This window comes from Paenibacillus sp. MMS18-CY102, from assembly GCF_009789195.1.
GTDB lineage: Bacteria > Bacillota > Bacilli > Paenibacillales > Paenibacillaceae > Paenibacillus_T.
On sequence record NZ_WSTC01000001.1, the window covers coordinates 22,951 to 37,196 of the forward strand.

Annotated in this window: 12 protein-coding genes; all 12 read right to left on the reverse strand. The window is 49.2% G+C overall.

Annotated elements, in window-relative coordinates; translation table 11 throughout:
- Entirely contained in the window at positions 1-1,281 is a 1,281-nt protein-coding gene (gene yfmF, locus GON22_RS00120; protein WP_336604246.1) for an EF-P 5-aminopentanol modification-associated protein YfmF, read from the reverse strand.
- Between the two features lie 170 nt (positions 1,282-1,451).
- Positions 1,452-2,237 carry a spore cortex-lytic enzyme gene (gene sleB, locus GON22_RS00125; protein WP_160394103.1) on the reverse strand — a complete coding sequence of 262 codons (786 nt, stop codon included), beginning with the start codon at positions 2,235-2,237 and terminating at the stop codon, positions 1,452-1,454.
- 165 nt (positions 2,238-2,402) lie between these two features.
- Complete coding sequence (locus GON22_RS00130) at positions 2,403-5,267, reverse strand: FtsK/SpoIIIE family DNA translocase (RefSeq protein ID WP_160394104.1); 2,865 nt, start codon at positions 5,265-5,267, stop codon at positions 2,403-2,405.
- Between the two features lie 77 nt (positions 5,268-5,344).
- On the reverse strand, positions 5,345-5,569 hold the full coding sequence (locus GON22_RS00135; RefSeq protein WP_160394105.1) for a YlzJ-like family protein: 225 nt from the start codon (positions 5,567-5,569) through the stop codon (positions 5,345-5,347).
- The gene (locus GON22_RS00140; protein WP_272898754.1) at positions 5,566-6,315 is read right to left on the reverse strand and encodes a ClpP family protease; all 750 of its coding nucleotides are present in this window, start codon (positions 6,313-6,315) and stop codon (positions 5,566-5,568) included. Before GON22_RS00140 ends, GON22_RS00135 begins: the two co-directional genes overlap by 4 nt.
- A gap of 147 nt (positions 6,316-6,462) precedes the next feature.
- Positions 6,463-8,142 (reverse strand): ribonuclease J, encoded by a 1,680-nt coding sequence (locus GON22_RS00145; protein ID WP_160394106.1) that lies wholly within the window; start codon positions 8,140-8,142, stop codon positions 6,463-6,465.
- A 305-nt stretch (positions 8,143-8,447) separates the two neighbouring features.
- Positions 8,448-9,317, reverse strand: coding sequence for a 4-hydroxy-tetrahydrodipicolinate synthase (dapA, locus tag GON22_RS00150; RefSeq protein ID WP_160394107.1), 870 nt, complete (start codon positions 9,315-9,317; stop codon positions 8,448-8,450).
- 94 nt (positions 9,318-9,411) lie between these two features.
- Entirely contained in the window at positions 9,412-10,623 is a 1,212-nt protein-coding gene (gene dapG, locus GON22_RS00155) for an aspartate kinase (protein ID WP_160394108.1), read from the reverse strand.
- 199 nt (positions 10,624-10,822) lie between these two features.
- Positions 10,823-11,419, reverse strand: a complete 597-nt coding sequence (locus GON22_RS00160) for a dipicolinate synthase subunit B (protein ID WP_160394109.1) — start codon at positions 11,417-11,419, stop codon at positions 10,823-10,825.
- Positions 11,416-12,315 (reverse strand): dipicolinate synthase subunit DpsA, encoded by a 900-nt coding sequence (gene dpsA, locus GON22_RS00165; RefSeq protein WP_160394110.1) that lies wholly within the window; start codon positions 12,313-12,315, stop codon positions 11,416-11,418. The genes GON22_RS00160 and dpsA overlap by 4 nt, the downstream gene beginning before the upstream one ends.
- Before the next feature lie 166 nt (positions 12,316-12,481).
- Entirely contained in the window at positions 12,482-12,925 is a 444-nt protein-coding gene (gene dut, locus GON22_RS00170) for a dUTP diphosphatase (protein WP_160394111.1), read from the reverse strand.
- Complete coding sequence (locus GON22_RS00175; protein ID WP_160394112.1) at positions 12,906-14,171, reverse strand: insulinase family protein; 1,266 nt, start codon at positions 14,169-14,171, stop codon at positions 12,906-12,908. Before GON22_RS00175 ends, dut begins: the two co-directional genes overlap by 20 nt.
- Between the last annotated feature and the right edge of the window lie 75 nt (positions 14,172-14,246).

Consider the following 14,246-nt stretch of genomic DNA (forward strand, 5'->3'; position numbering starts at 1 on the left):
TTATGCCTCCTTCCCATCACGCAAAAAGTAGATCGTATCCAGTTCGATCTGTTTGGCGACACGGACAATGTCATCAGCGGTTACGCTGTTAACCTGTTCGATCAATTGATCGCCTGTCCTCTTGCTTCCTGAAAACACCGCATTAAAATCATAGCCGATCAGCTCGTAAGCGGAATCCTGCATCTCGCGCACATGGTTGATCAGCATCGCTTTGGTCTGTGTAATCTCCAGCTCCGACAATTTGCCAGCTTCAATATCTGCTAGCTGTTCGCGGATGATCGCTACCGCTTGCTCGTATTTATCGATTTCAATGCCGGATTGAATCGTCATCATGCCTTTATGCCCATCCAGCCGGGAAGAAGCATAATAAGCCAGGCTCGCTTTCTCCCGTACATTCAAGAACAACTTAGAGTGTGGGTATGCGCCAAGCACACCATTGTATACAAGCAAGGTTGCATAGTCCTTATCCCCGTATGAAATGCCGGTGCGAAGCCCTAGGTTGAGCTTTCCTTGCTTCACGTCCATTTTCTCAACTACTGTTTTGAGCTCGCCTGAATTAGAGAGCTTCGGTGCGACATCATAACCGCCACATTCGCCAGAAGGCAGCTTAAACGACTGCGCGACGATGGATTGGACCTCCTCTAGCGTTGTGTCTCCCGCAACATAGAGGTCAAACACGGCTTCATTCAGCCATTGATGATACCGCTCATACAACGCTTCAGCCGTCAGATTAGGCAAATCCGAGCGATTGCCCAATGCATGGAGGCGATAAGGATCGTCTTCGCACATCACCTCAACGCAGCGTTCTGCTGCATAGCGAATCTTGTCATTAATAATGGATTCCAGCCGTTTGCGAAGCGTCTCTTTCTCAGCATCAACATACTTGGAGACAAAATGGCCGTTTTCAAGAGCGGGCTCTGTTACCACCTCGCCCATATAACGAAGCGAAGCCGCAAGCAGAGACTCATTCGTCTGTACGAATTGATCGTGGATTACGTCCATTCGGAACTGAATAAACTGGCTATCTCCACGCTTAAATACATCAAAGCCGAAGCCTGCACCATACAAATCATCCAACCGTTCACGCAAAGCGATCGTCTCGGGCGTCCGGCTCGTACCGCGACGAAGGACGAAGGGCAGCAACGCTGTAGAAGTTACTTGCTTCTCATCTAACGGCATGCCTGCGTACAAAGTAATGGCGAACGTCTTAAATCGTTTCGTTGGCATTACGTGCAATCGAATGCGGTTGATTTGCCCCCGCTCAAAAGTGTTTGAACTCACGTCGCCAGCTCCTTCCATTTCCCAACATATTCATTTACACGCTATAGTCAATGTATTCCAAGCCATGATGTTCAATACCATTCTACCGGATTGGAAATGGCAGAAGCAACCTGCTCCATGAGGCAGGCTGCTTCTGTCACAAAATTATTTTTGAGCTTACATTTTTGAGCTTACATACAGAAGATATGTTTACCGATCGTCTTCACTTGGGGCCTGCTCCAAATCCACTTGGATGTAGCAGTAGCCGGGTTGAAGTAATAGATGCATCCGCCACTCGGATCATATCCATTAACGGCATCCTGTACCGCCTTCTTGGCGTTCTCGTTAGGAGTAAGGTAAATTTGTCCATCCGCTACTGCCGTAAACGCCCCTGGCTGGAAAATAACGCCTGAGATCGAATTCGGGAAGCTCGGTGACTTAAGGCGATTGAGGATGACCGCCGCCACGGCCACTTGGCCCACATATGGCTCTCCACGAGATTCGCCATACACGGCATTGGCCATAATCTTGAGATCATTGGCGGACAAGCCCAATCGATTCGATTTGTTTATCGTCTGGGCATTTCCTGTTGAGGTTGCTTTTTCACCGCTCCCAGCAGAATTGCTTGGCGCAGGCGAATCCGCCGCGGTTGGTTTCCAATTTTTCGAAGCTTCCCACAGCTTAAGCTTAGATTTTGCCCCGACGATGCCATCTGCTTTCATCCCAAATTTCCATTGGAACCACTTTACTGCATTTAAAGTTGTTGAACCGAAGTTACCGTCTACCTTGCCGCTGTAAAAGCCAAGAAACTTAAGCCGTCCTTGCAGTTCATAAACATCTTTGCCGGAGGACCCCATTTTGATCGTCGCACTGCTGAACGTTTCTGCAGATTTGCCTGGATCTGAGTAACGCAGTGAATATGCGCCAAACAGCAGCAGTACGATGACGATGGTCATCATAATCAGGCGATTTCTCATAGTGTCAGATCTGCCTTTCTCATGCAGGGTTGGTGCGCTTTAGTTGGAAGCGACTCTGAGGCTAGTATGAGAAACGGAAGTATATTCTATTCACGGAAAAAAAGGTCCGAAGCATGCTTCGGACCTTTCAAGAAATCATGATTTAATTAACAAAACAACTTGGAACTATTGTCCACCCACACGCCCTCCAGGATAGTCAGCAGAGATCAGAACTTCCCTTGGCTTACTGCCTTCATAAGGGCCTACAACGCCTCGCGCTTCCATCTGGTCGATTAATCGCGCCGCACGCGTGTAGCCAACTCGCATGCGTCTCTGCAGCAGCGAAACAGATGCCTGCTTGGCCTCGACCACAATCTGGACCGCTTGATCGAACAACTCGTCCACGATATCATCGGGGTCATTGTTTGAATCATCAATTTCCGGCACTAATTCAGGCTTATATTCGGCTTCGCCCTGCGATCTCGCATGTGCAACGACCGCTTCAACCTCTGGATCAGATAAAAACGCGCCTTGAACCCGAATCGGCTTAGACATGCCAACCGGCAAGAATAGCATGTCACCTCGGCCAAGCAGCTTCTCTGCTCCCGCCATATCGAGAATCGTACGGGAATCGACTTGCGAGGATACGCCGAAGGCGATGCGGGATGGGATGTTCGCCTTTATAACCCCCGTAATAACGTCTACAGACGGTCGTTGGGTTGCAATGATAAGATGTATGCCCGCAGCACGCGCCATCTGAGCCAAGCGTGTGATCGCATCCTCTACATCATTAGCGGCGACCATCATCAGGTCAGCAAGCTCATCGACGATAACAACGATATAAGGCAGTACCGCAGCAGGATTAGATTCCATTAACGTGTTATAGCCTTCGATATTCCGCGTGCCTGATTTGGAAAATAGCTCGTATCGCTTTTCCATCTCGACAACGATCTTCTTCAGTGCGAGTGAAGCTCGCCGTGGATCGGTTACGACAGGCGCAAGCAAATGCGGGATGCCGTTGTACATGTTAAGCTCTACCATCTTAGGGTCAATCATCATAAACTTGACTTCATCTGGCTTCGCCTTATATAGAATGCTTGTAATAATCCCATTGATACAAACCGACTTGCCAGAGCCTGTAGCGCCTGCTACAAGCAAATGGGGCATTTTCGCTAGATTGCCAACAATCGACTGTCCGGATATATCGCGGCCAAATGCTATCGACAACTTGGAATTCGAGTTCTGAAACGCTGAAGTTTCCATCACTTCGCGCATCGTCACGACAGACACTTCCGAATTCGGAACCTCAATGCCGATGGCGGACTTCCCAGGGATCGGCGCTTCCATCCGAATGTCTTTGGCAGCTAACGCTAGTGCAATATCATCCTGCAATCCGACAATGCGGCTGACCTTTACGCCTGTTGCAGGCTGAACTTCATAACGAGTAACAGCTGGCCCTTGAACAACGTCCAGCACCTTCGCACGCACGCCGAAGCTCTCCAATGTCGCTTCAAGCGTTCGTTGCGATTCCATTTTATCTACGCCATCAGTGCCTTTAATGCCGCCGGCTGGTTTGAGCAATAACGATAGTGATGGCAGGCGGTAAATTTTAGGCTTCAGTGCAGCTATTGGAGTTGTAGGTGAAGCAGCATGCTGCCCATCTGGCGGCACTTCATCCGAAAGTTCTTCGATTGGGTGCTCTTCATCGCTATATCCGGCATCTTCATCGGTGTAGGCACCTTGCTCAGAATCGCCATATAAATCCATGGAATTGCCATCACTTTCACCATCTTCAAATGCTGGCGAAAGGGACGAAGGGGATACACGCGTCTGCGGTACGGTCTCTTCATGCTCTTGGCGGTCACTATCCCAATCAGGATCGGCAACAGCATTCGATGGAAAATCGGCATCTTCATTAAACTCGTTCGGATGATTGGACCATGTTGGGCGATCCGTACGGCTTACAAACTGCTCATCCTCATCAGCGTAACGCTCATCCTCATCACCACGTTCTGCCGCTTCCCGTTCATCGACAGAAGGCTTCCCAGCTCTGCGCAACATGCGGCTTAACAACGTATCCCCTTCCGGTTTGCGTGCTTCCGGCTGGTCTTGTGACCGATTGGAACGGATGCGAACGACTGGCGTTTTACGTTCCTGTTCGTGATCATCATCATCATGGTCCATGGTCCATTCCCGAGAATCGGATGCATGCTCTGTCGAATCATGCTGCTGGTCCCTCATCCACGAGAAAAACATGGACTTCCGCTTATTCGCGTCTGCTGTATCAGGAAGATCGTCATCCTCATCGTCTGCATCATCATCAAAATCATCAATTGTACGGCGCATACTCGGAGACTGGCTATTGCCCCCTGCCGTAGCGCGTGCTGTAACAGCAACTGTTCTAGGCCGCCGTCCAGCATATTTTGCCCTAATCAGCGTTATAAGGCGGGCAAGCCTAGTGCGAATGCCCTCCGCTATATCGACGTACGACCTGCCTGTAATTAACATGATGGCAATTGCGTACATGACAATCATCAGAAATTTGGAGCCATACTCCCCGAATAAAGCATACAGGACCGTATATTGGACTGCGCCTACATATCCGCCTGCGATATCACGCGACATCACTGGCGTATTTGGGGCATCCGGCGACAGCAGCTCTCCTTGAAGATCACTGCCTAGTTGATGCAAAATACCGCTGGATGTCAATTCAACAGATGTGGCTACAGGATCAAACTTTCGTCCGATTTCCGAAATTGAGCTTGTTAAAGTTAACGCAAGCACAAGAACGAGCAAGCCTGATTTGCGATTGGACCATCCTTTAGGCCATGCGCGTTTTATCATGACTGCAAGGCCTACATAAATGCCCACCAGCGCGATTACAAAGAAAAACTTGCCTAATAGCAACCCGAACAGCTTGGACAATGAGCGGCCTACTGCCGCCTCTCCAGACAGTGCAATAACCGATATCGTGATGAGCAGAATGCCATATATTTCGTACTTTAAGCTTTCGCCAATGGATTTACGTTTCTTCCGTTTTCGCTTCGCCATTATGCTCACCTCTAATATATCATTATACCATAGGTGGACAATTGTTCCTATCGAACAAACAGCAAAAAGCCCGTCCATTAGGACGGGTTAGCGCTATATGTGATTAAAGAACCAGGATAGTACTTTGGATTCAAATACTGCTGCAACGGGGCATGAACCAGCCTTACGATTTTGCCAATGCCAGGTGCAACAGGCTCTACTTGCAGGAGTGCACCGTCCAACTCTAACTCTACGCAAGGCTCCCGCTCTTCGTTCATTCCAGCTAATACGAGCTCTAATGGCATGTTGGTATACAACGTCATGAAGGCAGCACCCCACCTGGCATGCTTCTGCGTTGATCCATCATTGAATTCAATGTAAGCAAGGCATCCCCAATTCCGCCAACTGCATCAATGAGGCCGTGCTTCACAGCGTCAGAACCAATGACGGTCGTCCCAATATCACGCGTTAGCTCCCCGGTTTTGAACATAAGTTCTTTGAACAGCTGCTCTGTGATGTTCGAGTGTGAAGTGACGAACCGAACGACACGCTCTTGCATTTTATCCAAATACTCAAATGTTTGCGGCACCCCGATAACCAAGCCGTTTAGGCGAATCGGGTGAATCGTCATCGTAGCGGACTCGGCAATAAAAGACCGATTGGCCGCGACGGCTATCGGAACGCCAATGGAATGGCCCCCGCCGAGCACCAGCGTTACGGTTGGCTTTGTTAAGGATGAGATCATCTCCGCAATCGCGAGTCCAGCCTCTACATCTCCGCCTACTGTGTTCAGCACGATGAGAATGCCCTCAATCTTAGGGTTTTGTTCAGCTGCAACCAACTGCGGGATGAGATGCTCATACTTCGTTGTTTTATTCTGGGGCGGCAACACGAGATGCCCTTCCACTTGTCCAATGATCGTCATGCAATAAATGTTTGAATCGGCAGGCGCGGGGGTTGAGGTCTGGCCTAACTGCGTAATCGTATCAACGACGGAAGCGGCTTTCTTCTTATCATCTGTCGCGGGATCCGGCTGTTCGGATTTCATGTAAGCGAACTCTTCGTTCATCGTATAGGCTCCTTTTTCTCGTACGAGTACGAAAGTGTGGCTCGTCATAGTATGGTATCGAACCCTGTGATTATTCCCTATTCCATAAAAAAAGGACCTGCTATCACTGCCGCACCCGGCAAGCGATAACAAATCCTATGTCGTTTCTTATACTTCCATAATAATCGGCAAGATCATTGGACGGCGGCGCGTTTGCTCATACAAGAAACGGCCAAGCGCGTCTTTTACGTTCGTTTTGAGCGAAGCCCACTCGTTTACATTGTCGTTCATCAGCTTGTTAAGCGTCGATGTCACGATGCGGTTTGCTTCATCCAGCAATCCTTCCGATTCGCGTACATAGACGAAGCCTCTGGAGATAATGTCCGGACCGGACAGGATCGTGCCATCTTGCTTGCTAAGCGTTACAACGACAACGAGAATGCCGTCTTGCGAGAGCAGCTTGCGGTCACGCAGAACGATATTGCCAACGTCGCCTACGCCCAAGCCGTCAATCAGAACGTTGCCTGCTTGAACTTTAGAGCCTTTGCGAGCGTTGCCGCCTTGGAATTCAACCGTGTCACCATTATCGATAATGAAGATGTTTTCACGTTCGATACCAACCGACTCACCGAGTTGCGCATGATGGCGAAGCATCCGGTACTCACCGTGAATTGGAATAAAGAACTTCGGTCGAATGAGGTTCAGCATCAGCTTCAGCTCTTCTTGGCTGCCGTGGCCCGACACGTGAACGCCGGATACGGAGCCTGGACCATAGATGACATGTGCGCCGAGACGGAACAACTCGTCCACTGTGCGGCCTACATGGCGTTCATTGCCTGGGATTGGAGTAGCCGCAATAATAACCGTGTCACCTGGCAAAATATCGATCTTGCGGTGAGTTGAGCGCGCCATACGTGTAAGCGCCGACATCGGCTCGCCTTGGCTGCCTGTGCACAAAATAACGACACGGTCTGCAGCCATTTTATTTACTTCTTCAGGCTCAATAATCATGCCTTCTGGAATGTTCAAGTATCCGAGATCGCCTGCAATGGAGACGACGTTAACCATCGAACGGCCAACAACAGCGATTTTGCGGCGGGTCGCTGCTGCAGCATTTACAACTTGTTGAATGCGGTGCACGTTCGATGCAAACGTTGCAACAACTACACGTTGTGTCGCTTTACGGAAAATCTCTTCTAGGTTCGTGCCTACAACGCTCTCTGAAGGCGTGAACCCTGGACGTTCTGCATTCGTGCTATCGGAAAGAAGGGCCAGAACACCCTCGCGGCCGATTTCGGCAATTCGTTGAAGATCAGCAAATTCGTTATTAACAGGCGTGTGATCGAACTTAAAATCGCCTGTATGTACAACGCGGCCTTCTGGCGTATCCAAGCATACACCCAGCGAATCAGGAATGCTGTGGTTCGTTTTGAAGAACGTTGCAACGATGGAACCTAGCGGCACTTCTGAATCGGCATTAATGAGAATCCGTTTCGTCTCGCCAAGCAAGCCAGCTTCCTTCAGTTTGCCTTCGATGAGACCGAGTGTCAGCTTCGTGCCGAATACTGGAACATTCAAATTCTTGAGAACGAATGGCAAGCCGCCAATGTGATCCTCGTGGCCATGCGTAATGAGAATGCCGCGAACTTTGTCGCGATTTTCCGTTAAATATGAAATGTCAGGAATAACGATGTCGATTCCTAACATATCTTCCTCTGGGAATTTCAATCCTGCGTCGACTACAACGATGTCGTTGCCGTATTGGACAACGTACATATTTTTACCAATCTCACCAACTCCACCTAGAGCAAAGATGAGCAATTTATCTTGAATATTCTTCTTTGACAAATGAATCTATACCTCCTACAAGCTCTGCGTAAGCGTAACCAGCCTCCGTAAGCGTTGTTATTTTGTTATTTTATATAAATTGGATCGCCGCTCTAACGTTATTCGGTTATTAATCCCAATACTTGCCGCACCGAGTCACTTGTACCCCATTATACATGATACAAAAGATGGAATACAAGTGAGCAAGTTATCGCTCATAATGCTATGCTACCCAGCAAAATAAAAACCGATGCTTGGCCTGCAAGCAATGCTTGCGGCCGTTGCACCGGTTTCAATCCCGCTTCAGATCGATCATCCAACGACACTTAGACCGATAAAACAAGTTGGCGCAAGTATTCGCCTTCTTCGTCCGTGAGTGTGACGAGCGGCAGGCGTACGCCCCCCACTGGAAGGCCGTTCAATGCTAAGGCAAATTTGACGGGTGCTGGGCTCGGATAGACAAACAAGCCTTTAAACACTGGCAGGCATTCTGCATGCAGTTGCGCAGCTGTTTTCACATCGCCATTCAAATATGCGTTAATCATCTGCTTCATTTTGCTGCCAATCACATGGCTTGCGACACTTACGATACCGTAAGCACCTACGGCGAGTGCTGGCAGTGCTGCACTGTCATCACCACTATAGACACGGAAATGCTCAGGCGCTTGAAAAGCGATCTCAGCAAGTTGGTCAAGTGGAGCACAGTCTTTAGTTGCCACAATATTCGGAATTTCAGCCAAACGAAGCGTTGTCGCTGCCGTCATGCTGACACCAGAACGCGATGGAACATTATAAAGCATGATTGGAAGTTTCGTCGATTGTGCGACTGCTTTGTAATGCTGGTACAAACCTTCCTGGTTAGGCTTGTTGTAATAAGGCGTTACAAGCAATATGCCATCTACGCCACAATTTTCTGCAACTTGGGTCAAATGAATGGTATGAGCGGTATTATTGCTTCCCGTACCGGCGATAATTTTGGCGCGGCCGCCAGCACGTTCAACAGCAAAGCGGAATAAGCTTTCTTTCTCCTGCTCGGTTAAGGTTGGAGATTCACCTGTCGTGCCTGAAATGACAATACTTTCGTTTAATTGGTCTTCAATTAAGTGATCAATAAGCCTTCCTGTCGCTTCCCAATCAATGGCGCCATCTGCATCGAATGGCGTTGCCATTGCTGTTATTAGTCTGCCAAAATCCATAACGACCCCTCCTGCTTAATTGAAACTGCTTCTATTTCTGCTATTTATGCCATCATCTATTTAACAAGAGAAATTTCATGTCTCGTTATTTTCATTATAAATGCAGCTCGAATTTGGCATGCAGCGCTCGAAGTGCTGTGACCATATCTTCTTGCTGTACAAGAACCCAAATTGTCGTGTTCGAATCTGCCGATTGCAAAATGGTCACGCCAGATTCGCTCAGTGCCTCGACAATTCGTGCCATAATGCCAGGAACACCATTCATGCCCCCGCCAATAACCGAAACCTTAGCGCAGCCATTAATCATGTTCGGGATATATCCGAGCTTCTCAAGCACATCAACGGCTTTCGCTGCGTCATTGTCAAATACCGTATACACTGCCCCTCCTGGCGTAACGTTAATAAAATCAACGCTTATGCCATTACGGGCCATCGATTGAAATACTTGGAGCTGCACATCATTCTGGCCGTCTTTAGCAAATACTGAAAGTTGAGTCACCCCTGCGACATGCGCAATGCCTGTTACATGCTTATCACGAACCATGGGGTTGGACACCGTTCGATCATCAGTAACTAGCGTACCTTCATCATCCGAAAATGTTGACCGTACCCGTAACGGAATGCGTGCTTGCTGCGCAATCTCGACAGCACGAGGATGAATAACCTTGGCGCCTTGGCGTGCCATATTGCAAATTTCAGCGTATCCGACTGTCGTGAGCGGCTTCGCTTCAGAAACAAACCGCGGATCTGCTGTCAAAATGCCGTTCACATCGGTGTAAATGTCTACGCGTTCAGCACGTAAAGCAGCCCCGATAGCCGTTGCAGACGTATCGCTGCCCCCTCTGCCAAGCGTTGTCAATTCACCTTGATCAGTACGCCCTTGAAATCCGGCAACGATAACCGTTTCACCTTGTCTTAATCGATCCAGCACCGCTTCATTCTGAATATCGATAATGCGCGCCTGGCCAAATGAAGCGTCGGTTACAATGCCAGCGGCACCGCCAGTTAAAGCGACAGCGGGAATTCCCTCTGCGCGTAAGCGGCTGCACAAGACGGCTGCCGAAATAATCTCTCCGCATCCAAGCAGCATATCCTTTTCCTTAGCCGGCAGCATATCGCCATTCTCGCTAATCAGACGGAGCAAGGTGTCGGTAGAATAAGGATCCCCGCTCCTCCCCATTGCAGAGACCACGATGACTGTTGCATATCCAAGGCCGCGTTCCCTTGCAATATGACGAACGACGAATTCCCTCGCCTGCGCTGTGGCAAGCGAGGTGCCCCCGAACTTCTGTACGAGTATTCGCATGTTGTCAATCCTCCGTTTTGTTATGAAGACAACAGGGACGCCGGGAGCCATTCATTCAACTTATATTTGTACTTATTAACGATAGGTTCATCAATTTGAACGGCGTGCCATACAGCGCCCTTCAGCAAGTTATCAGAAACGATCCATTTGATTAGTAATCATTCAACGAGTCGTATACTAGCATCATTAATTATGAAAGTTAATTATATTGGAAGCGCTCAATTAGCATCGGCTGAAGCTGTTGCCCTCGAAGTGCAGCGTCACATGCCTCTACAACAAGGTCCATGCGTGCAACTAACGAGTTCGGCTTCTGCTCTGGATTATCCTGGCCAAACGGGACAAAATAGATGTTCTTTGCAACGAGCAACTTCGCAATGTTGGAGGCATTCAGCCCGAGCCCATCATTCGTCGAAATCGCTAAAACGACAGGCCTGCCGTTACGCATTTGAGCTTTCGCAGCCATAAGGACTGCGCTATCGGTCAATGCATTCGCCAAGCGGCTTGTCGTATTGCCCGTGCAAGGCGCAATAAGCAGGACATCTATCAGCTTCGACGGCCCTAGCGGCTCTGCCTGAACAATCGTCGAGATGATTTCATTGCCCGTTATCCGTTTCAATTCCGATTGCCAATGTTCTGATGTGCCAAAACGGGTATCCGTCGTCATCAATGTATGCGATGCAATCGGTACAACATTAGCTCCAAGATCAACAAACCGTTGAACATGAGGCATAACCTCAGCAAACGTGCAGTGCGACCCCGTAAGAGCATATCCGACCGTTTTCCCCGACCAACTCATGGCCTATCCCCCCATAGCTTCGCGTTGTCCATAATTAGCTGACACAAGCAATCCGCTATGATTCGTCCAGCCGTCTTCGGCGCGACAATACCCGGGAGACCAGGGGCCAGCATCGCCTTCATGCCTCTCTTCTCAGCGAACCTAAAATCGGTTCCGCCAGGCTTCGAGGCAAGGTCGATAATGACCGCTCTAGAGGGCAAATTCGCAATAATTTGCGCTGTGACTATCATAGTCGGAATTGTATTAAAAAGCAAGTCAATGTTGCCAACTTCATGCAGCAAACGGTCGATGTAAAAAGGCGAAAAACCCATCTCCCACGCCCTTGCAAAGTGCTCTTGGCGCCTAATTCCGATCTTTACTTTGGCCCCTAAACCTTGCAGCGTGCGAGCTAAAGTTAGCCCTGTTCTTCCAATGCCAAGTACCATGCAAGTGGACCCGTGAATCGTAATATCCGTATTCTGAATGGCCATCATAATGGCACCTTCAGCGGTCGGAATGGAGTTATAAATTGCAACATCGTCACGCTCGAATAGCTCCATTAGCCCGATTCCGTGCAACGCACATAACTGGGCCAAATAGGGCTTCGCCATCCCTGCATATACCGTTGCATGCTTTGGCAACCGGCCGATTTGCGCTTCCGTCAATCTCAATTCACGGTCGCTAAATACAGCCGTGATCAGGCCATTATCATCCGTTCCAACAGCTGGCAGAACCAAAGCATCGGCTGAATCGAACAACTCATCGCGCAGCTCTGCATGGATTGCCCCATCCAGAGGCGTATGCAAACCTTCGAAGCCGACGACTGTGACAGAAGCGTCAAGCTCCGTCAGCTTCCGGATCACTTCCAGTTGCCTGGCATCGCCGCCGATCAGCAGCACCTGAACGCCGGTGAGCATGAAGGCTTCACTCCTTTCTGCGCTCGTAAGATATAAGTCATCGTATGCGTCCGCCTATGTGGGGGTGCGTGAGGAAACAGCGGTTCAAAAGATAAAAAAAAGAGGCCGGTTACATCTCCGGCCTCTCTTCAAACATGAATCACTTGTATCACGTCAATCGTAAGCTTTAAACTCCTGTATGCCCAAAGCCGCCCGCACCTCTTACCGTATCCGGCAGCTCTTCACATTCAGCTATTGAAACAGCCGGAACAACTTGAAATACCATCTGAGCGATACGCTCTCCGCGTGTAATGGCAAATGGCTCCTGGCCCAAGTTTACGAGGAGCACCTTAACTTCACCACGGTAATCGGCATCAATCGTTCCTGGCGAATTCAAGCAAGTGATGCCATGTTTATAGGCAAGGCCGCTTCTAGGGCGAATTTGCGCTTCAAGCTCGCCTGGCATTGCCATTGCAAAGCCTGTTGGAATCAATTTGCGCTCACCTGGAGCAAGATAAACAGGTTCAGTTACTGCTGCATGCAAGTCAAAACCGGCTGCAAGCTCAGACATTTTCTGAGGAAGATTCACATCTTCATTGCCAGCCAGCCGCTTAAATAGTACCTGGTACAAACTGATCCCTCCTGAGATTGGCTGCCGCCTTATCGTTCGTGCCGACGACGGCCACTGAGAACGGAACGTTCAGCATTCGTTTGGTCATATTGGCAATATCATTCATCGATACTTCATCGATGCGATCGAGCATTTCATCTAACGTATAGTGCCTGCCCAGCATAAGCTCGTTTTTGCCGTTGCGGTTCATTCGGCTGCTTGTGCTCTCCAAGCTCAAAATCAAGCTGCCCTTAAGTTGCTCTTTGCCCCTGTGCAGCTCTGCATCCGTCAAGCCCTTCACAGCAAGCTCACCTAACAGCTCCATCGTAATGTCGAGCACTTCAGTCGTTTGCTTAGGTGCGGTACCTGCATAAATCGTAAACAGCCCACTGTCAGCGAACGAAGTATGATAGGAGTATACCGAGTAAGCCAAGCCGCGTTTTTCACGAATTTCTTGGAAGAGGCGCGAACTCATTCCGCCGCCAAGCGCGTTATTGAGCAGCACCATTGCGTATAAGTTCGGGTCAGCAATCGAGCAGCCTGGGAACGAAAGGCAAATATGGTTTTGCTCCGTTTGCTTCTGATGGAACAAATAATCGCCTCTAAACGTTGGCTTACTGAGCGCGGCTTCCGTTCCTTGATTAGCAAACGCGCCAAAGTGCTGCTCAAGCAACACCAGCAAGCTCTGTTCTTCAATGTTGCCGGCGACGCTAATTACGACGTTATCGATCCGATATTGCTTGCGCATATAATCGCGCAAGTCATCCCCCGTCATAGCCGTCAATCGATCCTCTAGCCCAAGGATCGAATAAGCAAGCGGATGGTCGCCATACGCTGCACGGGACGCTTCATCATGCACTTTATCGTCAGGCGTATCTTCGTACATTGCGATTTCTTCCAATATAACGTTCTTTTCCTTCGCAAGCTCCTCGGCATCGAACTTCGATTCAAAGAACATGTCGGCCAATGCATCAACGGCAATCGGAAGATGCTGGTCGAGCACTTTAGCAAAATAACAGGTATATTCTTTAGAAGTAAATGCATTCACATTGCCGCCAATACCGTCGAACAGGTCTGCTATATCTTTGGCTGTGTGGCGCTGCGTCCCTTTAAAGAGCATATGCTCGATGAAATGGGATACTCCGTTATCTTGCTCGTTCTCATGGCGAGATCCGGTTTTGACCCAAATGCCGAATGATACCGATCTGCATGTCGGAATAGGCTCTACGACAACGCGCAAGCCGTTACTCAACGTATATTTTTTCACTCGGAACCCTCCTTCGTTATGACGGAACTAGACGTTGTTCGCACGAGGAGCAGCAGTCTGACCGTATGTTGAATA

Coding starts and splice junctions, on each gene's coding strand:
- GON22_RS00135 (WP_160394105.1), bottom strand. CDS start 5,569: ATGACGTTGTATACCAACATGCCATTAGAGCTCGTATTAGCTGGAATG.
- sleB (WP_160394103.1), bottom strand. CDS start 2,237: ATGAGAAATCGCCTGATTATGATGACCATCGTCATCGTACTGCTGCTG.
- dapA (WP_160394107.1), bottom strand. CDS start 9,317: ATGGATTTTGGCAGACTAATAACAGCAATGGCAACGCCATTCGATGCA.
- GON22_RS00140 (WP_272898754.1), bottom strand. CDS start 6,315: ATGAACGAAGAGTTCGCTTACATGAAATCCGAACAGCCGGATCCCGCG.
- GON22_RS00160 (WP_160394109.1), bottom strand. CDS start 11,419: ATGAGTTGGTCGGGGAAAACGGTCGGATATGCTCTTACGGGGTCGCAC.
- GON22_RS00130 (WP_160394104.1), bottom strand. CDS start 5,267: ATGGCGAAGCGAAAACGGAAGAAACGTAAATCCATTGGCGAAAGCTTA.
- dapG (WP_160394108.1), bottom strand. CDS start 10,623: ATGCGAATACTCGTACAGAAGTTCGGGGGCACCTCGCTTGCCACAGCG.
- dpsA (WP_160394110.1), bottom strand. CDS start 12,315: ATGCTCACCGGCGTTCAGGTGCTGCTGATCGGCGGCGATGCCAGGCAA.